At 72.2% G+C, this 18,170-nt stretch carries 16 protein-coding genes; 7 read left to right on the plus strand and 9 right to left on the minus strand.

Going from position 1 to position 18,170, the window contains the following annotated elements; all coding sequences use genetic code 11:
- Position 1 precedes the first annotated feature (1 nt).
- From ACFO0C_RS09975 to dhaM, 3 genes are all read right to left on the minus strand, one after another.
- Entirely contained in the window at positions 2 to 1,369 is a 1,368-nt protein-coding gene (locus ACFO0C_RS09975) for an endo-1,4-beta-xylanase (protein ID WP_378066291.1), read from the minus strand.
- A gap of 170 nt (positions 1,370 to 1,539) precedes the next feature.
- Positions 1,540 to 1,800 carry an HPr family phosphocarrier protein gene (locus tag ACFO0C_RS09980; protein ID WP_378066292.1) on the minus strand — a complete coding sequence of 87 codons (261 nt, stop codon included), beginning with the start codon at positions 1,798 to 1,800 and terminating at the stop codon, positions 1,540 to 1,542.
- The gene (dhaM, locus tag ACFO0C_RS09985) at positions 1,784 to 2,170 is read right to left on the minus strand and encodes a dihydroxyacetone kinase phosphoryl donor subunit DhaM (RefSeq protein WP_378066293.1); all 387 of its coding nucleotides are present in this window, start codon (positions 2,168 to 2,170) and stop codon (positions 1,784 to 1,786) included. Before dhaM ends, ACFO0C_RS09980 begins: the two co-directional genes overlap by 17 nt.
- An 83-nt stretch (positions 2,171 to 2,253) precedes the next feature.
- Here dhaM and dhaK point away from each other — a divergent pair, with 83 nt between their 5' ends.
- The 5 genes from dhaK to ACFO0C_RS10010 all read left to right on the plus strand — a co-directional run bounded on the left by dhaK (position 2,254) and on the right by ACFO0C_RS10010 (position 7,632).
- Entirely contained in the window at positions 2,254 to 3,252 is a 999-nt protein-coding gene (gene dhaK / locus ACFO0C_RS09990) for a dihydroxyacetone kinase subunit DhaK (RefSeq protein ID WP_378066294.1), read from the plus strand.
- A 1-nt stretch (position 3,253) separates the two neighbouring features.
- Positions 3,254 to 3,880: a dihydroxyacetone kinase subunit DhaL gene (gene dhaL / locus ACFO0C_RS09995; RefSeq protein ID WP_378066295.1), complete on the plus strand. Its 627-nt coding sequence runs from the start codon at positions 3,254 to 3,256 to the stop codon at positions 3,878 to 3,880.
- Positions 3,881 to 4,038: 158 nt separating this feature from the next.
- Entirely contained in the window at positions 4,039 to 5,610 is a 1,572-nt protein-coding gene (locus ACFO0C_RS10000; RefSeq protein WP_378066296.1) for a methyl-accepting chemotaxis protein, read from the plus strand.
- Between the two features lie 49 nt (positions 5,611 to 5,659).
- A complete protein-coding gene (locus tag ACFO0C_RS10005; protein WP_378066297.1) occupies positions 5,660 to 6,322 on the plus strand; it encodes an acetoacetate decarboxylase family protein in 663 nt (220 codons plus the stop codon).
- Between the two features lie 68 nt (positions 6,323 to 6,390).
- Complete coding sequence (locus tag ACFO0C_RS10010; protein WP_378066298.1) at positions 6,391 to 7,632, plus strand: YibE/F family protein; 1,242 nt, start codon at positions 6,391 to 6,393, stop codon at positions 7,630 to 7,632.
- Between the two features lie 9 nt (positions 7,633 to 7,641).
- Here ACFO0C_RS10010 and ACFO0C_RS10015 read toward each other — a convergent pair whose 3' ends face one another.
- Both ACFO0C_RS10015 and recD2 read right to left on the minus strand, forming a co-directional pair.
- Positions 7,642 to 8,289, minus strand: a complete 648-nt coding sequence (locus ACFO0C_RS10015; protein WP_378066299.1) for a DUF4360 domain-containing protein — start codon at positions 8,287 to 8,289, stop codon at positions 7,642 to 7,644.
- A gap of 211 nt (positions 8,290 to 8,500) precedes the next feature.
- Positions 8,501 to 10,681, minus strand: a complete 2,181-nt coding sequence (gene recD2 / locus ACFO0C_RS10020; RefSeq protein ID WP_378066300.1) for an SF1B family DNA helicase RecD2 — start codon at positions 10,679 to 10,681, stop codon at positions 8,501 to 8,503.
- Positions 10,682 to 10,740: 59 nt separating this feature from the next.
- Between recD2 and ACFO0C_RS10025 the strand changes: the two genes are divergently transcribed.
- Complete coding sequence (locus ACFO0C_RS10025) at positions 10,741 to 11,715, plus strand: acetylxylan esterase (protein ID WP_378066301.1); 975 nt, start codon at positions 10,741 to 10,743, stop codon at positions 11,713 to 11,715.
- A gap of 45 nt (positions 11,716 to 11,760) precedes the next feature.
- Complete coding sequence (locus ACFO0C_RS10030) at positions 11,761 to 14,094, plus strand: hypothetical protein (protein WP_378066302.1); 2,334 nt, start codon at positions 11,761 to 11,763, stop codon at positions 14,092 to 14,094.
- A 160-nt stretch (positions 14,095 to 14,254) separates the two neighbouring features.
- On the opposite strand, the gene ACFO0C_RS10035 is transcribed toward ACFO0C_RS10030, so the two are convergent.
- From ACFO0C_RS10035 to ACFO0C_RS10050, 4 genes are all read right to left on the minus strand, one after another.
- Positions 14,255 to 14,527 carry a YggT family protein gene (locus tag ACFO0C_RS10035; RefSeq protein WP_378066303.1) on the minus strand — a complete coding sequence of 91 codons (273 nt, stop codon included), beginning with the start codon at positions 14,525 to 14,527 and terminating at the stop codon, positions 14,255 to 14,257.
- A gap of 111 nt (positions 14,528 to 14,638) precedes the next feature.
- Positions 14,639 to 15,463, minus strand: a complete 825-nt coding sequence (locus ACFO0C_RS10040; protein ID WP_378066304.1) for an aldo/keto reductase — start codon at positions 15,461 to 15,463, stop codon at positions 14,639 to 14,641.
- Positions 15,464 to 16,208: 745 nt separating this feature from the next.
- A complete protein-coding gene (locus ACFO0C_RS10045; protein WP_378066305.1) occupies positions 16,209 to 16,574 on the minus strand; it encodes a hypothetical protein in 366 nt (121 codons plus the stop codon).
- Positions 16,575 to 16,649: 75 nt separating this feature from the next.
- Positions 16,650 to 18,110 carry a benzaldehyde dehydrogenase gene (locus ACFO0C_RS10050; protein WP_378066306.1) on the minus strand — a complete coding sequence of 487 codons (1,461 nt, stop codon included), beginning with the start codon at positions 18,108 to 18,110 and terminating at the stop codon, positions 16,650 to 16,652.
- Positions 18,111 to 18,170 lie beyond the last annotated feature (60 nt).

Here is an 18,170-nt window from a genome sequence, read left to right on the forward strand (position 1 = left end):
TTCAGCGGGCGCTGCAGGTGGCGGTGGTGGACGGGGCGTTGCCGGTGCCCTGGAAGCCGAACTGGGTGCTCGCTCCGGCGGCGACCGTGCCGTTGTAGCCGACGTTGGTGAAGGACACCGCGCCGGTGCTGCCGCTCGCCGTGGCGCTCCACGTGTTGGTCACCGCGGCACCGGTCGGCAGGGTGAGGCCGGCGGTCCACCCGGACAGCGCGGCCGATCCGGCCTTGACCGTGACGGTGGCGACGAACCCGCCGGTCCAGGCGTTGATCGACACGGTCGCCGTGCAGGCGCCGGTGCCCTGCGACTGGCTGGCCGACGGGGACGGCGAGGCCGAACCGGAGTTGCTCGGTGACGGCGAGGTGGTGCCGCCGCCGAGGGCGGTGAGCACGGCGGTGTACGCCTGCTTCGGGTTGCCGCTCCCGTCGAAGAGCAGCGGGGTGCCGCTGGCCCGCCACGAGTCGGTGTCCCGGATGCCCCAGACGGTGATGCCGTTGCAGCGGGCGACGGCGAGGCAGTCGTTCGTCACATTGCCGTACGTGGTGGCCTGGGTGCTGCCGGAGCCCTCGATGTCGAGCTCGGTGATCTGCACGTCGACGCCGAGGGCGGCGAAGTTCTGCAGCGTGGTGCGGTAGTTGCTCGGGTAGGGCGAACCGCTGTTGAAGTGCGACTGGAAGCCGACGCAGTCGATCGGCACACCCCGCGCCTTGAAGTCCTTGACCAGGTTGTAGACGCCCTGGGTCTTGGCCCAGCTCCAGTTGTCGGTGTTGTAGTCGTTGTAGCAGAGCTTGGCGGCCGGGTCGGCGGCGCGCGCGGTGACGAACGCGTCCTCGATCCAGTCGTTGCCGGTGCGCTGCAGGTTGGAGTCGCGGCGGCCGCCGGTGCTGTCGTCGAAGGCCTCGTTCACCACGTCCCAGGAGTGGATCTTGCCCTTGTAGTGGGTCATGACCTGGGTGATGTGGTTCTTCATGGCGCTGCGCAGCGCGGTGCCGCTCAGGCTCTGCATCCAGCCGGGCTGCTGCGAGTGCCAGGCCAGCGTGTGGCCGCGGACCTTGGCGCCGATCTCGTTGGCGCGGGTGATCAGCCGGTCGGCGGTGGTGAAGTTGAACTGGTTCTGGTTCGGCTCGAGAGCGTCGATCTTCATCTCGTTCTCGGCCGTGAGCATGTTGAACTCGCGGTTGAGGATGGTCGAGTAGGTCGAGTCGCTCAGCTTGTTGAGCGAGACCGCGGTGCCGAAGTAGCGGCCCTTCTCGGCGGCGGCCGCGCCGAGTGTGGACGCCGCGGCGTCGGCCGATGGGGACAGGGCGACGAACGTGCCGGCCGCCAGAAGGGCGGTGGCCAGCGCGCCGAGAACGGTACGGGGACGGCTCATGGGGATCTGCCTTCGGTCCAGTCGATTCGGGGTATCGACGGATGGCTCTGGACGGCCGAAACTTTAATGATTCCGTCCGTGATCCACCAAGGCTGAATTGTCCTTTCTCCCCGCTAATGATGAGGATGGGAGCGCGCCCAATCTGTGCGAGAGCTCCGAAAGTTACGGAACTACTCGGCGGAACGAAGCACCTCGGCCACCGCGAGCGCGGCGAGGTGGGCGTCGTCTCCGGTGGCACGGACGATCACCGTGGCCCCGGCCGGCGCACCCAGCGACATCAGGCGCAGGGCACTGCCGGCACTCGCCGAACGCTCACCGAGGCGTACCTCGACGTCGGAGGTGTAGGCCGAGGCGGTCCGGACCGCCTCGGCCGCCGGGCGCGCGTGCAGCGCCGCGGGCAGCACGACCTCGATCTCAGAACTTGGGGACATCGCGGGCCTCCCCGGCCGCGGCGGCCACGGTCGCCAGATCGGCGCCGGTCGACGCGAGCACCGCGGCGGCCACCGCGCCCTCGACGAACGGCGCGTCCACCAGCACCGGGCCGGCCGGCAGATCGGCCAGCACCGTGCGGGTGGTCAGCACCGCGCTGCCCAGATCGGCCAGGACCAGCACCCCGGCGCCGGCGTCAGCCGCCCGGATCGCGGCCTCGATCCTCCCGGCGCTGGTGCCCAGCCCGCCGTCGCCGGTGCCGCCGGCCGGCTCGACCCGGACATCCGGGCCGGCGACCTGCGCGAGCAGTTCCCGCACACCGGCGGCCAGTGTTGCGCTGTGTGACACGAGCACGATTCCCACGTACGCCATGGATCCCGATGGTAGTCACGCAAAGCCTTGGCCGAATCGCTCAGCGCGACCATGCTGAGGAGACCGAGGCAAAGGAGCCGGCCGTGAAGAAATTCATCAACGATCCGTCCGACGTGGTGGCCGAGGCGCTCGCGGGGCTCGCCGCCGCCCACCCCGAGCTGCGCGTCGACACCGCCGAACAGTATTTGGCCAGGGCGGACGCCCCGCGCCCGGGCAAGGTGGCGCTGGTGTCCGGTGGAGGTTCCGGGCACGAGCCGTTGCACGGCGGGTTCGTCGGCCCCGGCATGCTCGACGCGGCCTGTCCCGGGGAGGTCTTCACGTCCCCGGTGCCGGACCAGATCCTGGCCGCGACGAAAGCCGTCGACGGCGGTGCCGGTGTGGTGCACGTCGTGAAGAACTACACCGGTGACGTGATGAACTTCCGGATGGCCGCGGAACTGGCCGCCGACGAGGGCGTCACGGTGGAGACGGTGCTCGTCGACGACGACGTCGCGGTGGAGAACTCGACGTGGACGGCCGGGCGGCGCGGCACCGGCGCGACCCTGCTGGTGGAGAAGATCGCCGGGGCGCTCGCCGAGGAGGGCGGCAAACTGGCCGAGGTCGCCGCGATCGGGCGCGAGGTCAACACGGCGTCGGCCTCTTTCGCGTACGCGCTGACGGCCGGCACCACCCCCGCGGCCGGCCGCCCCGGGTTCGACCTGCCGGAGGACGAGATCGAGGTCGGTGTCGGCATCCACGGCGAGCCGGGCCGTCGCCGGGAGAAGCTGCGCCCCGCCCGGGACCTGGTCCGCTCCGCGCTCGACGCGATCCTGGAGGCGAAGCCCGTCGACCGCGGCGACCGGGTGATCGTGCTGGTCAACGGCCTGGGTGGCACTCCGCTGATCGAGCTGTACCTGGTGTACGGCGAGGTGGCCACGGTGCTCGCCGAGCGCGGTGTGGAGATCAGCCGGCGGCTGGTCGGCAACTACGTGACCAGCCTGGACATGGCCGGGCTGTCGATCACCGTGACCCGGGTGACGGACGAGACGCTGCGGCTGTTCGACGCGCCGGTGCGCACACCCGGCCTGCGGTGGGGCGCCTGACGTGGATGTCACCCTGGCCACCGCCTGGCTGCGCGCCGTCGCGGACTCCGTCGCCGCCGAGGCCGACGAGCTCACGAGACTCGACTCGGCCATCGGCGACGGCGACCACGGCGTCAACCTGCGGCGCGGCTTCACCGCCGTCACGGCGCTGCTCGACGGCACCGGATTCACCGGCGTCGGCGACGTCTTCGTCCGCTCCGGCGGCACCCTGATCTCCAAGGTGGGCGGTGCCTCCGGCCCGCTGTACGGCAGCGTCTTCCGTGCCCTCGGCAAAGCGCTGCCGCCGGGCCCGTCGGCCACCCTGCCCGACCTGGCCGGCGGCCTGCGCGCGGGGCTGGAGGCGGTCCGGGCCCTCGGTGGCGCGGCCCCCGGCGACAAGACCATCGTGGACGCGTACGAGCCGGCGCTCGCCGCGTTCGAGGAGGCGGTGGCGGGCGGCGCGGCCCTGCCCGAGGCGGCGGCCGGTGCGGCGCGGGCCGCGGGTGACGGGGCCCGGGCCACGATCCCGCTGACCGCACGCAAGGGCCGGGCCTCCTACCTGGGCGAACGCAGCGCCGGCCATCAGGACCCGGGCGCCACCTCGACATGGCTGATCTTCCAGGCCCTGGCCGACGTCACCGCGCCCTGACGCCCCATCCGCCCCATCCGTCAATCTGGACGAGTCGGCCCGCGAGGACTGCCCGGCGCTGGACACTGAGGCCGGGCGGTTCCCTCGTGCGGCTCTCTCAAGCGCGTTCCAGGCGTGCCGATCCTACGGTCGACGGACGCCATGATGAGGGGATACCGATGGGGCTGAGCAGCCTGTTCGACGACCGGTCGCTGCGTACGAAGATCGGCGCCGCGGCGATGACCGCGACGGTCAGCGGCCTGATCGTCGGTGCGCTGGCGGTGACCACGATCCACGAGCTCAACCGGGACGGCGCGGCCGCGCACCGGCAGTCCCTGGCGATCGAGTCGGCCGTCGGCACCTTCACCACGAGCGTCGAGGCGTTCAGCGGCAGTGTGTCCGCGCTCCAGCTCTACCCGGCGATCGGCGACCGGATCAAGGAGGGCATGGCGGCGAACCAGGCCTCCATCGCCGACGCCTTCGGAGTCTTCGACCAGCACCTGCCCGGCGACGAGACGGTGGCCAAGGCCAAGACCGACTGGGAGGCCTACCTCGGCTTCATCAACGCGCCCCCGGCCACCGGCGGCAGCCAGGCCGATTTCGCCGAGGCGCTCAAGAAGTACGACGCGCTGCGGGCGGCCCTCGCCGAGGACCAGAGCGCCCTGCGGGAACGCGCTGTCGAACTGGCCGAGAAGAGCATCACCGACGCCGAGTCGTCCGGATCGAGCGCGGCCTGGACCGTGGCGATCGTGCTGGTCGCCGGCATGGTGCTGAGCCTGCTCATCGGATTCCAGGTGGCGAGCCGGGTGCGGCGTACCGTGCGGGAGGTCTCCCGGATCGCCGAGGGCCTGGCCGAGGGTGACCTGACGCGAAGCTCCGAGGTCCGCAGCCGCGACGAGATCGGCCGGATGGCCACCGCCCTCGACCAGGGCGTCGCCCGCCTCCGCGAGGACATGATCCAGCTCGGCGGCAGCGTCGGCACCCTCCAGGACGCGGCCGGCCGGCTCAGCTCGGTCGCCGGCGGCGTGGACGCGGCCGCCAGCGAGGCCTCCGTGCAGGCCGGCACGGTCGCCACTGCCGCCGACACGGTCTCGCACAACCTGCAGGTGGTGTCGGCCGGCTCGCAGGAGATGGGCTCGGCGATCCGCGACATCAGCGTCTCCACCTCGGAGGCGACCGAGGTGGCCGCCCAGGCCGTGCGGGTCGCCGCCGAGACCAACGCGATCGTCGGACGGCTCGGTGCCTCGTCCGAGGAGATCTTCACCGTCGTCAAGGTGATCACCAGCATCGCCGAGCAGACCAACCTGCTGGCCCTGAACGCGACCATCGAGGCGGCCCGGGCCGGTGAGGTGGGCAAGGGCTTCGCGGTCGTCGCCGGTGAGGTCAAGGACCTGGCCCAGGAGACCGCCAAGGCCACCGAGGACATCTCCCAGCGGGTGCAGGCGATCCAGGCCGACACCAGCGGCGCGGTCACCGCGATCGGCGAGATCACCGAGATCATCGAGCGGATCAACGGCATCCAGCTGACCATCGCGTCGGCCGTCGAGGAGCAGACCGCGACGACCGCCGAGATGAACCGCACGCTCAGCGAGGCGGCCAACGGTGCCGGCGACATCGCGATGACGATCGGCACGGTCTCCGAGGCCACCCGCCGGACCACCGACACGGTCGGCGAGACCCGGCACGCGGCCGAGGACCTCGGTCAGACCGCGGCCCAGCTCCAGGCGGTCGTGTCCCGGTTCCGATACTGACGGCATCGAGGACGTTGAACGTACGCCCCGGGGGTGCCAGGGTGGAGGCATGTACCCGCCCGAGCCCTGGCACCTGCGCGGACAGATGTATCTGTCGGTGTTCCTGATCCCCCGCCGGGACGTCCCGGCCCTGCCCCCGGCGCTGGACGCCGCGGTCCGCCCGGTCACCGTCGGCGGCCGCGTCGCGGTCGGCGCCGCCTGGGTGTCGTACGAGCCGGGCGGCGTCCTGCACTACAAGGAGCTGCTCAGCGCCGTCCTGGTGCACGAGCGCGGCCGCCCGCGGGTCAGCATCACCGACATCTGGGTGGACAGCGTCGCCTCCCGCGAGGGCGGGCGCCGGCTCTGGGGCATCCCCAAGGAGCTGGCCGACTTCACGCTGGACGCCGAGACCGAGCCGCTGGTCGACGCCACGATCACCGCTCCGGACGGTGGCGCGCCGATCGGGGCCGCGCTGGTCCGCCTCAAACGGCGGCTCCCGGGCCGGTTCCCGCTCGGGTTCACCGTCGCCCAGCAACTCGGCGAGCAGGTCCGGCGTACGCCGGTGCGGGGCCGGGCCGGTCTGCGGACCGCGGCGACCGCGTGGCGTCCCGAGCCGGACGGCCCGCTGGGCTACCTGGCCGGTCGCCGCCCGGTGCTGAGCCTGGCCATCACCGACTTCTGGCTGACGTTCGGCCGGTCCGCCGAGGAACGGGCGAAGACCCGCTCGGCGTGAGCTCCGGCCGACCCGGACCGGCCGGGTACGGTTCGCGGGTACCACCGACGGCCGCGACGAGGAGCACGATGAGCGCCGACCACCATCACCATGCCCACGGGGAGCTGCCGGAGTTTCCGCAGGCCCGGCGGATCACCCTGCTGCTCCTGGTGCCGGCGGTGCTGATCACCCTGGTCGGCATGCTGCTGCTGTGGCCGCACGACACCCCGCGGGCCGAGGGGGCGGCGGGCCCGGCCGTGGTGACCGGCGAGGTGGTGGCGGTGACCCCCGCCGAGTGCCCGCCGGTGCCCGAGGGCGACGCCCCGGAGGAGGACTGCGGCACCGTCCAGGTGCGTCTCGACGACGGGGCGGTGATCACCACCGACGTCCCGAACGGGCCGGGCGCGCCCGAGGTGGCGGCCGGCGACGACATCACGCTGCTCGCCCTCAACGACGAGGCCGCACCCACCGGCATGAGCTACTCGATCTCCGACCACAAGCGGGGCGGCGAGCTGTGGATGCTGGGTGCGGCGTTCGCGCTCGCGGTGATCGCCTTCGGCCGGTGGCGCGGGGTGACGGCGCTGGCCGGTCTAGCGGTCACCTTCGGGATCCTGCTCTGGTTCATCGTGCCGGCGATCCTGGACGGCCGGTCGCCGGTGCTGGTCGCGGTGGTCGGCGCCGCCGCGATCATGCTCATCGTGCTCTACCTGACGCACGGGCTGTCGCTGACCACGACGGTCGCGGTCGCCGGCACCCTGGCCAGCCTGGCGATCACCGCGATCCTGGCCGCCGTCGCCACCGCCGGGGTGCACCTGACCGGTGTCGCCGACGAGACGTCGAACTTCCTGACCATCACCCAGGGCGACGTGAACATGCGGGGCCTGCTGCTGGCCGGCATCGTGATCGGCTCGCTCGGCGTGCTCGACGACGTCACGGTCACCCAGTCGGCCACCGTCGCCGAGCTGGCGGTGGCCAACCCGTCCTACGGGTTCCGGCGCCTCTACGGCGCGGCCACCCGGATCGGGCGGGCCCACATCGCCTCGGTGATCAACACGATCGTGCTGGCCTACGCGGGGGCGTCGCTGCCGCTGATGCTGCTGTTCGCGGCCGGCGACACCCCGCTCGACGAGGTCCTCACCTCGCAGATGATCGCGCAGGAGCTGGTGCGCAGCGCGGTCGGCACGATCGGCCTGGTCGCCGCGGTGCCGATCACCACCGCGCTGGCGGCGCTGCTGGCCGCCCGCCGGGCCCGGCCGGTGGTGGCCCCGCCATCGGCGGAGCATCGACCGGCCGGGGATCCGTGGGCGGCGTTCGTCGACCGTGACCGGTGACGGCCGGGATTACTTGCCGCACTTCTTCCAGGCGATCCGGTAAAGGGTGTTGATCGCGGCGTCGGTCGAGTCCATCGAGATGAAGTTGGTGAACTTCTTCGTGTCCGACGATCCGCGGTTGACCCGCAGTTCGGTGTTGATGTTCAGGTAGCGCTGCTCACCACAGGGCAGGTAGCTGTACGACGCGATCGCCACCTGGTCGGTGCGCTGCCAGTTGTCCTCCATCGGGCCCTTGAAATTGTGCTGGCTGCGCGCCGTCTGTGAGTGGCCCTGGAAGTAGTAGCCGGCCGATTGCAGGGCATACGCCCCGGCCCGCAGGCTGGCGTATCCGCGGTAGTCGGCGCTCGCGATGGCGAACGTGAATCCGGACGGCACCTTCACGTTCAGTGCCAGCTGGCAGTTCTTCCGGAAGTCCAGCGGCGTCGCCTGCGGCCCGACCGAAGCGGTGTACTGCGAGTACGTGACCGTGAAGGCGGTGTTGTCGGGTGAGACCTGGATGTCCGCGGTGCCGGCCGGGCAGCCCGACCCGTTCGCCGAGACCACGTCGATCACCATCATCTTGTCGGGCTTGGGCGGCTGCGGCTGTGCCTGGGCCGGTGCGGCGGCCATCGCGAGGACACCGAGAAGCGCCGTGCTGACCGTCGTCGAACGCAACATGAGAATTCCCCCGTCGTTTTCGGATTCCTTTTCCGGGCAGCGAGAAATGGCCCGGAAAAGGACTGAAGAATTGTTTACCAACCTCACACTAGTCAGATCGGGAACTGTCGGGAGCGGTGCGTGGAACAGCCGTACCCGCGTCCGGACAACACGGCCATTCCGCCCGGATTTCCGCGTTCGCGGCCCACGGCCCGCCGGACTGTGCTAGCGGCTAGCCCAGGCGCCGGGTCAGCGCGGTGTGCCGGCGGCCCGCGCCGACCGTGCGGACCGCGGCGGCCAGCGCCCGGCGGGAGCCGACCAACACGACCAGCCTCTTCGCCCGGGTGATCGCCGTGTAGAGCAGATTGCGCTGCAGCATCATCCAGGCGCTGGTGGTCAGCGGGATGACCACGGCCGGGTACTCCGAGCCCTGCGACCGGTGGATCGTGATGGCGTAGGCGTGTGCCAGCTCGTCCAGCTCGTCGAAGTCGTACTCGATCTGTTCGTCCTCGTCCGTCCGTACCGTCAAGGTCTGCTCCTCGGGCGACAGCCCGGTGACCACGCCGACGGTGCCGTTGAAGACGCCGGCCGCGCCCTTCTCGTAGTTGTTCCGGATCTGGGTGACCTTGTCGCCGACCCGGAACACCCGCCCGCCCAGCCGCCGCTCCGGCAGGCCCTCACGGTGCGGGGTGAGCTCCTGCTGGAGCAGGACGTTGAGGGCGCCGGCGCCGGCCGGACCGCGGTGCATCGGGGTGAGGATCTGGATGTCGCGGCGCGGGTCCAGCCCGAACTTCCTCGGGATCCGGCGGCACGCGACGTCGACGGTGAGCGCCGCGGTGGCCTCGGTGTCGTCGCACGGGAACAGGAAGAAGTCGGTCAGGCCCTCGAAACGCGGCGGCCGGCCCTGGTTGACCCGGTGCGCGTTGGTGACCACGCCGCTCTCCGCCGCCTGCCGGAAGATCTGGGTGAGCCGTACCCGGGGGATCACGTCCGCGGCCAGCAGATCGCGCAGCACCTCGCCGGCACCGACCGACGGCAGCTGGTCGACGTCACCGACCAGCAGCAGGTGCGCACCCGGCGGGATCGCCTTGACCAGCTTGTTCGCCAGGATCAGGTCGAGCATCGAGGCCTCGTCGACGACGATCAGGTCGGCGTCGAGCGGGTTGTCGCGGTCGAAGGTGGCGTCCCCGCCGGGCTGCAGTTTGAGCAGGCGGTGCACGGTGGCGGCCGGGTGGCCGGTCAGCTCGGCGAGCCGCTTCGCGGCCCGGCCGGTCGGTGCGACGAGCTGGATCTTCGCCTTCTTCGCGGCGGCGAGTTCGACGATCGAGCGTACGGTGAAGCTCTTCCCGCACCCGGGCCCGCCGGTGAGGACGGCCACTTTCGACGTGAGCGCCAGCTTGACGGCCTGCTCCTGCTCGGTGGCGAGGGTCGAGCCGGTGCGCTGGTGCAGCCAGGCGAGAGCCTTGCCCCAGTCCACGTCCCGGAAGTGCGGCATCCTGTCCGCTTTGTCGCGCAGCAGGGAGATCAGCGATGATGACAGCGACATCTCCGCGCGATGGAACGGGACCAGGTAGATCTCGTCCTGCTCCCGCACCACACCCTCCTCCGCGACGAGTTCGTCGAGGCAGACCGGGACCAGCGCGTCCGGTACGTCGAGGATCTTGGCGGCGTCCGCCACGAGACTGTCCGCCGGCAGGAAACAGTGACCGTTGTCGGTGGCCTGCGACAGCGTGTACTGCAGGCCCGCCTTCACCCGTTCGGGACTGTCGTGCGGGATCCCGACCGCCTGGGCGATCGTGTCCGCGGTCTTGAACCCGATGCCCCAGACGTCGGCCGCGAGCTTGTACGGCGAGTTCTTGACGACCGAGATGGACGAGTCCCCGTACTTCTTGTAGATCCGCACCGCGATCGACGTGGACACCCCGACGCCCTGGAGGAAGACCATCACCTCCTTGATCGCCTTCTGCTCGGCCCACGCCGCGGTGATCTTCTTCGTGCGTTTCGGCCCCAGCCCGGCCACCTCGATCAGCCGCTCCGGCGCGGTCTCGATGATCTCCAGGGTGTCGAGTCCGAAGTGGTCCACGATCCGCTCGGCGAACACCGGCCCGATACCCTTGACCAGCCCCGATCCCAGATAGCGGCGGATCCCCTGGATGGTGGCCGGCAGCACGGTGGTGTAGGAGACGACCTCGAACTGACGGCCGTACTGCGGGTGCGACGACCACCACCCGCTCAGCCGCAGACTCTCCCCGGGCTGCGCGCCGAGCAGCGCCCCGACCACGGTCAGCAGATCGGTGCTGCTCTTGTGCGCGACCCGGGCCACCGTGTAGCCGGTCTCCTCGTTCACATAGGTCAGCCGCTCCAGGACGGCCTCGAGGACGTGCGGGGGTCGGGTGGCGGCTTCCGGTGGCACGCGCCCATCGTGCCCGCAGGGGCTGTCGTCAGCCAAGCCCAGCGCCTAGCGTGATCACCATGGCGCTGTTTGACTTCCCACTCCACGAATTGCGCACGTACCATCTCTCCCGCCCGGAGCCGGCCGGCTTCGACGACTTCTGGTCCGGCACGCTCGCCTCGGCGCGCCGGGCGGCCCTGCCACCGAGACTGGCCGAGGTCGCGACCCCGCTCAAGGGCGTCACCACCTACGACGTCACCTTCACCGGCTACGCCGGCCAGCCCGTCCGGGCCTGGCTCAACCGTCCGTCCACCGCTGACGGCCCGCTGCCGGTCGCCGTCGAGTTCATCGGGTACGGCGGTGGCCGCGGCCTGCCGATCGACTGGCTGACCTGGACCAGTGCCGGGTACGCCCACCTGGTCATGGACACCCGGGGCCAGGGCGGCGGCTGGCGTGGCGGCGACACCCCCGACCCGGACGACCACGGGGCCGGCCCGTCCACCCCCGGCTTCCTGACCCGCGGGGTGCTCGCCCCGGAGACGTTCTACTACCGCCGGCTGATCACCGACGCGGCCCGTGCCGTGGAGACCGCCACCGAGCTGCCGGGCATCGACGCCTCCCGGCTCGTGGTCACCGGCAAGAGCCAGGGCGGCGCGCTCGCGCTGGCCTCGGCCGGACTCGTCCCGGACCTGGTGTCGGCGGTGGTCGCCGGGGTGCCGTTCCTCTGCGACATCCAGCGGGCGATCACGATCACCGACAGTTTCCCGTACGCCGAGGTGGTCCGCTTCCTCCGCGCCAACCCGCAGGCAGCCCAGCGGACCCTGGACACCCTCGACCACGTGGACGCGGTCCACTTCGCCCGGCGGATCACCGCGCCGGCGATCCTGTCGGCGGCGCTGATGGACGACGTGTGCCCGCCGTCCGGAGTGTTCGCGGCCTACAACGCGATCGAGGCACAGAAGGAGATCGAGGTCTACCCGTGGGACGACCACGCCGGGGGCCGCAGCTTCTTCGACACCACGGCCCTGGAGTTCGTCGACGATCGCTTGAGCTGAACCCCTATGTAGAGAAACAGCAAAGGGTGGGTTACGGTGTCCGGCATGATCCTGACCCGGCTCACCCGGTGGGCGCTGCGCACGGCGGCCCGGCGCTGGCCCGCCGACCTGCGCGAGGACCTGCACCGGGAGTGGCTCGCCGAACTCGCCCACCTCGAGCGGCAGCCGGGCCGGGTCGCCGAGCGCCTCGGCTTCGCGGTCAGCCTGCTCACCTCCCCGCCCGCGCGGGACGCCACCGGTGTCCCGCGCGGCTGGGCCGAGGCCCGCTCCGGGATGAGCCCGGCCGCCGCGCTGATGCTGGCCGCGGTCCTCGGCATCGGCGTGGTCCAGACGGTCCGGTCGCTGGTGCAGCTGGCCTTCGACGCCGCCGGCGTGGAGTCGCCGATGTGGCTCCACTTCGAGGGCTGGGTCGTCACCGGCGCGGTGGTCCTCACCCTGTGGTGCGTGCCGGTCGCCTGGTGGCTGGGCCGTCGCCTGCCGATGTCCCGTGACGGCCGGCTGGGCGCGGCGGGCCCGGCGGTGCTCGCGCCCCTGGCCGTGCTGCCGGCCCTGCTGATCGGCGAGGTCGGCGAGGGCCCGCTCGTCCCGCACCCGACCACCGTGATCGGGATCGTCGCGTGGACGGTGCTGACCGCGCTGGCCGGTGCGGCCGCCGCCCGGTCCACCCGCGAGGGCGCGACCAGGTGGGTGCTGGCCGGGGTCCCCGCGGTGGCGGCGCTGGCGACCGCGCTGGCCACCGTCCCCGTGCTGATCACCCAGGGACCGGACGCCGCCGCGGCCTCGTTGCTGCTGTCCTTCGACACCGGGATCCTGAAACCGGACGAATCAGGCCTGATCGTGCACACCGGAGCCCTGGCCGGCACGTTCCTCGCCTACGGCTGGCTGGCGGTCCTCTACGGCCGCCGGGCGGCGACGGCCCCCGAACGCCCGGCCCGCCTGACCGACCGGGCCGCCGCCACGCTGATCCCACACACCGCCGCGCCCCCGGCGTCCAGCGCCGCGCCCCCGGCGTCCAGCGCCGCGCCCCCGGCGTCCAGCGCCGCGTCCGGAACCGCCACCACCGACTCGGCCGCCACTGCGCCCCCGGCATTCCCGCCCGTCGTCCTGGTCGCCGGGGTGGTCGCGACGCTTGCCGGGGTGCTCTCGTGGGCCTACACGGTGACCTACCTGACCGCGGCGATGCCGGTGATGTCGGCGGCCGCCCCGATGCCCGGCGGAGACGGCGAACTCTACCTGTGGGTGGCCGAGTTACGGTGGGCCGCGATCCTGTTCGCCGCTCTGGGTCTGCTGGTCGCCACGGCCAACCGCCGGCACGCATCCCGGGCCGCCGCCGCGCTCGCCGCCGGTCTGCTCGCCACCGAGTCGGCCCTGCTGATCAACGAGGTCACCGGCCTGCCCGGCCTGCGGATCGCACTGCTGGCCGCCGCCGCGACGATCACCCTGGCCTGGACCCTGGCCGGCCGGATCGTCGAGACTCCAGCCGGGTCCGGTGCGGCGGGCCGTGCCGGAACCGCCGCCGGGTTCGGTGCGGCCGGGCATGCCGGGACCGCCGCCGGGTTCGGTGCGGCCGGGCATGCCGGGACCGCCGCCGGGTTCGGTGCGGCCGGGCATGCCGGGACCGCCGCCGGGTTCGGTGCGGCCGGGCACGGCGGGACCGCCGCCGGGGCCGGTGCGGCCGCCGACATCACCGGAACCACCGCGGCCGCCCGCATCCGCACCCGCACGATGACGGCGGCGATCGCCGCGGCCGGGCTCGGACCACTGCTGCTGGCGCAGGGCACACCGGCGGAGAACCACCCGTTCATGCCGCTGGGCCTGCCGCTCACCACGATCCTGGTGGCCGCCGGGACGGTGCTGCTCGGCGTGGTGACGGCCGCCGCGACCAGCGTGCACCGCCTGCGCCCGGCGGTGACGGCCCTGCTCGTCACGGTGCCACCGGCAGTGACCGCGGGTTTCGGGGTCTTCCTGGGTAACGGCGCCGGCGATCAGGTATCGATCTTCGGGGTGTTCCTGTCACTGCCGTTCGCCGTGACGGTGGCAGCCGTGCTCCGCCGGCACCGGGCGCGGCGGCGGGGCCGGACCGCGGCGATCTGGACGCTGCTGGCCGTTGCCGGGCTGCCGGGCGCCCTGGCCCTCTTCCTCGCCGCGATCATGCCGCTGTCGTTCGCCGCCAACCTGCTCTTCGTGGTCGACGGCACCGGCTATCCGGCCGACGGCGTCTCGGTACTGCCGGGCGCCACGCTGATCCTGCTGCCGGCCGCGATCATGCTGGCCGCCCGGTCCGGCGGCGCCCCCAACCCGCTGACGCCGCCCGCCCCCGGCCCACTGCCCGACGGCCCCGCGCCGGCAGCCGGAGCACCGCTCGCGCCGGTCAGATAGCAGCCGGTCAGAGAGCAGCCGGTCAGAGAGCGGCCGGGACAGGGAGTCGGTCAGGGAGCAGCCGGGACAGGGAGTCGGTCAGGGAGCGGCCGGGACAGGGAGTCGGTCAGGGAGCAGCCGGACAGGGAGTCGGTCAGGGAGCAGCCGGTCAGAGAGCCGGTCAGAGAAGCGCGCGGATGATGCCGATCACGATGAAGACGACGATGAACGCCAGGTCGATCGAGATGCCGCCGGCCCGTAGCGGGGGCAGCACCTTGCGGACCGGCGCCAGGATCGGCTCGGTGAGACGGTAGGCGACGTCGAGGGCCTTGGCCCGGGCCGACCCGGGCATGGCGGGACCGGCCAGCATGACGCTCCAGTCGAGCGCGACACGAACCAGCAGCACCAGCTGGACCAGCAGCAACGCGAAGCTGATCAGGCCGAGAAGACCCATCGGAACCTCCTGTGAGGGGGACGTGACCCCAGTGTGCGGCGGGTTCCTGTGAAGCCGCTTAACGATCTCTGTGACGGTCACGTCATGACGTGACCGTCACATTCGCGAGGATCAGTTGAAGTGGTCCGGATGCGGCCCGGTCCGGCCGTCGGACTCCAGCGCGTCGATCGCGGCCAGCTCGTCCGCGGTCAGCTCGAAGTCGAAGATCCGCAGGTTCTCGGCGATCCGGGACGGGGTGACCGACTTGGGGATCACGATCCGGCCCTGCTGCACGTGCCAGCGGAGCACGACCTGGGCCGGGGTGCGGTCGTGGGCGGTGGCGATCCGCAGCACGGCCGGGTCGCCGAGCACGCCGGCCTGGGCGAGCGGGCTCCACGCCTCGGTGATGACGCCCAGTTCGGCGTTCGCCTCCTGGGCGTCACGCTGCTGGAGGGCCGGGTGCACCTCGATCTGGTTGACCGCGGGCACGGTGCCGCCGAGGTCGGCGACGGCGTGCAGCTGCTCGGGCAGGAAGTTGGAGACACCGATGGCCCGGACCCGGCCGTCGGCCAGGAGCTTCTCCAGCGCCCGCCAGGTGTCCAGGTACTTCGCCCGTTTCGGCGTGGGCCAGTGGATCAGGTAGAGGTCGAGCCGATCCAGTCCGAGGCGTGCGGTGCTGGCGTCGAACGCGCGCAGCGTCTCGTCGTACCCCTGATCGGTGTTCCAGACCTTGGTCGTGATGAACAGCTCGTCGCGCGGCACCCCGGCCGCCTTCAGGGCGGCGCCGACACCCGCCTCGTTGTGGTAGATGGCCGCGGTGTCGATGCTGCGGTAACCCGCTTCCAGCGCGGTGGTGACCGCGGCCGCGGTCTGCGCCTCGGGAATCTGGAAGACGCCGAATCCGATCTGCGGAATCGTGACGCCGTTGTTGAGCGTGATGACAGGCGTGTCGCCCATGGAGACTGCTCTCCCTCTTCAGCGGGTGCGGCCGCCCGGCTCGCCGACGGTGACCGGCGAGGCGAGCGATGTGCCTCACTTGTACCCCGAAGAAGGGGTCGGCCCAACCATCACGACGCCGCTGCCCACCAGGCGGGCACGGGATCACCCGACTTCGGTGAGAATCTCGTGACAAGCTGTGACATTGCGGTTAAAAGCCGGACGGTTCCGGCGCTTGGTGGTGGCCGGCCCGGATGGGCCACCGGTGGTGGCGCAGCGTCACCACCGGGTCCGATCGGCGCCCGGTTTGCGAGATTGGTCACGGTCCGCGATTCCCCGGAAGAACCTTCTCCGATACGGCCACGCGTTCCCGGCCCGGCAGGTGTCCTCCCGGCCGCTCTCGTAGGCCCGGCGGCAGGCTCCAGTCGTGCCCGTCTCCCTGCCGCCCCGCGGTCCGGCGGCGGGCCGTGGGTGATCGCTGTCGTCCCGCCGCCTGGTGGCCGCGAGGCACCAGGCGGGTTCGTGCTGCCTGGTGGCCGGTAGGCCTCCGGGGACGTCGCGCCGCCCGGTGGCCGCCGGACGCCGTGGGCCATGGCGGTCAGCAGTCGTTCACTCGTCCGTAGCGGTCCGCGCCGGCCGCGTCGTGGCCGGCAGGATCCGTCTTCCCCCGTCACCGCACGTGGGTGATTGTCCGCGGGCTCGGAGCGTCCCCGCTCGCGTCGTCGTGGCCGGCCGGCCGGTCGTGCCGCCGGCCGTGTCGTGGCGTTCACAGGCCGACCACGCGGCGGGCGGCGACGGCGCCCCGCCGGGCGATCCGACGGGTCACCGCCTTGCTCGCGGCTCGGGTGTCGGCCGGTGGGCCGGTCCACGGCTCCGGTGCGGGTGTCTCGGCGTGCCGGACCGGGAGCCTGTCCGGCATGCCGTCCGCGCGGCGGTGGCCTCGATAGGGGGAGATCGCGGGGGCCGGCGGGCGGACCGCGACGGTGTTGCCGCCACCTGCCGGCCGGGCCGGCGTGGTGACCTGTGGATGAGCTCGGCCGGGAGCCGGCGGGGGTGCCGCCGGCTCGTGGCCGCTGGGGGGCTCGGTCGTGCTCCGGGACCCGTCAACCGGTATCGCCTCGGCTCGATTCATGGCGCTCATTATTGATGAACGTGCATTTCGCGCAAGCCTCCCGGAGTGCCTGTAACGGCACGGAAACAACTTTCGTCAGAACGGGTACGCGGGCGGCTTGTCACGCAGAGTGACCCAGCGTGTCTCGGTGAACGCCTCCACGTTGGCCGCCGCGCCACCGAACCGGGAGCCGGTCCCGGACGCCGCGACACCACCGAACGGGCTGTTCGCCTCGTCCCCTACGGTCTGGTCGTTGATGTGCACGATGCCGGTGGGGATCCGGTCGGCCAGTGCGAGGCCGCGCATCACGTCCCGGGTGATGATGCCGAGCGACAGGCCGTACTCACTCGCGGTGGCCAGCCGTACCGCCTCGTCGTCGTCGCCGAACCGGATGACCGGTGCCACCGGACCGAAGATCTCTTCCCGGAATGCGGGCGTGTCGCCGGAGACGTCGGCCAGCACGGTGGGGGAGTAGAACAGGTCCCGGAACGTGCCGCCGGCCGCGATCCGAGCGCCGGAGTCCGCCGACCGGGTCACCACCGAGTGGATCTTGTCGCGCTGGCCGGCGTCGATGATCGGGCCGAGCACCACCTGCTCCCGGGACGGGTCGCCGACCGGAAGGTTCGCCGCCTTCGCCGCGAGGGCCTCGACGAACCGGTCGTAGACGCTCGCGTGCACCAGGTGCCGGCCGGTGGTCATGCAGATCTGCCCCTGGTGGAACCAGGACCCGAACGAAGCCGCCGCGACCGCGCCCTCGACGTCGGCGTCCGCCAGGACCACGAGTGCCGAGTTGCCGCCCAGTTCCAGGTGGGCCCGCTTCAGGTGCTCGCCGGCGAGCGCGCCCACCCGGCGGCCGGCCGCGGTCGAGCCGGTGAACGAGATGACCCGCACATGCGGGTCGGTGACCAGGGCCTCGCCGACGTCGGCCGCGCCCGGCAGCATCTGCAGCACGCCCGGCGGCAGCCCGGCCTCCTCGAAGATCCGGGCCAGGGTGACGCCGCCGGTGACCGCGGTGCGCGGGTCCGGCTTGAGCAGGACCGCGTTGCCCAGGGCCAGGGCCGGTGCCACCGAGCGGATCGCCAGGATGATCGGGACGTTGAACGGCGCGATCACCGCCACCACACCGGCCGGCACCCGGCGGGCCATCGACAGCCGCGGCTCCTCGCTGGGCAGCAGCTCGCCGTAGGGGCGGGCGGGCAGCCCGGCCGCCTCGTAGCACTCCTGCTCGGCCACGTGCAGGGCGAACCCGGCCATCGGCGGGATCGCGCCGACCTCCCGCACGTTCCAGCCGGAGATCTCGTCGGCATGCTCGGTCCACAGTTGCGCGGCGCGGCGCAGGATCGCCGCCCGCCGCGGGTGCGGGGTGTCCGCCCAGGCGCGCTGGGCCTCGGCCGCGATCCGGGCGGCCTCGGTCACGTCCTCGGGCGTGGCCCGCCCGATCCGGCCGAGCACGGCGCCGGTGGCGGGTTCGGTCACGTCATACGTGCCGCCCCGCCCCGGCCGCCACTCGCCGCCGAGAAAGATGTTGCCGGTCCAGAGTTTGTCGTCGAGAAGCATCGGGTCGCCTCCAAGCGCAGGGGTGCGCCGACGCTATGCCCGTGTTTCCAGCAGATCAAC

The sequence above is a fragment of the Actinoplanes subglobosus genome, assembly GCF_042650585.1.
GTDB classification, from domain to species: Bacteria; Actinomycetota; Actinomycetes; order Mycobacteriales; family Micromonosporaceae; genus Actinoplanes; species Actinoplanes subglobosus.

Coding starts and splice junctions, on each gene's coding strand:
- ACFO0C_RS09975 (WP_378066291.1), bottom strand. CDS start 1,369: ATGAGCCGTCCCCGTACCGTTCTCGGCGCGCTGGCCACCGCCCTTCTG.
- ACFO0C_RS09980 (WP_378066292.1), bottom strand. CDS start 1,800: ATGTCCCCAAGTTCTGAGATCGAGGTCGTGCTGCCCGCGGCGCTGCAC.
- dhaM (WP_378066293.1), bottom strand. CDS start 2,170: ATGGCGTACGTGGGAATCGTGCTCGTGTCACACAGCGCAACACTGGCC.
- ACFO0C_RS10000 (WP_378066296.1), top strand. CDS start 4,039: ATGGGGCTGAGCAGCCTGTTCGACGACCGGTCGCTGCGTACGAAGATC.
- ACFO0C_RS10005 (WP_378066297.1), top strand. CDS start 5,660: ATGTACCCGCCCGAGCCCTGGCACCTGCGCGGACAGATGTATCTGTCG.
- ACFO0C_RS10010 (WP_378066298.1), top strand. CDS start 6,391: ATGAGCGCCGACCACCATCACCATGCCCACGGGGAGCTGCCGGAGTTT.
- ACFO0C_RS10015 (WP_378066299.1), bottom strand. CDS start 8,289: ATGTTGCGTTCGACGACGGTCAGCACGGCGCTTCTCGGTGTCCTCGCG.
- ACFO0C_RS10025 (WP_378066301.1), top strand. CDS start 10,741: ATGGCGCTGTTTGACTTCCCACTCCACGAATTGCGCACGTACCATCTC.
- ACFO0C_RS10030 (WP_378066302.1), top strand. CDS start 11,761: ATGATCCTGACCCGGCTCACCCGGTGGGCGCTGCGCACGGCGGCCCGG.
- ACFO0C_RS10035 (WP_378066303.1), bottom strand. CDS start 14,527: ATGGGTCTTCTCGGCCTGATCAGCTTCGCGTTGCTGCTGGTCCAGCTG.
- ACFO0C_RS10040 (WP_378066304.1), bottom strand. CDS start 15,463: ATGGGCGACACGCCTGTCATCACGCTCAACAACGGCGTCACGATTCCG.
- ACFO0C_RS10045 (WP_378066305.1), bottom strand. CDS start 16,574: ATGAATCGAGCCGAGGCGATACCGGTTGACGGGTCCCGGAGCACGACC.
- ACFO0C_RS10050 (WP_378066306.1), bottom strand. CDS start 18,110: ATGCTTCTCGACGACAAACTCTGGACCGGCAACATCTTTCTCGGCGGC.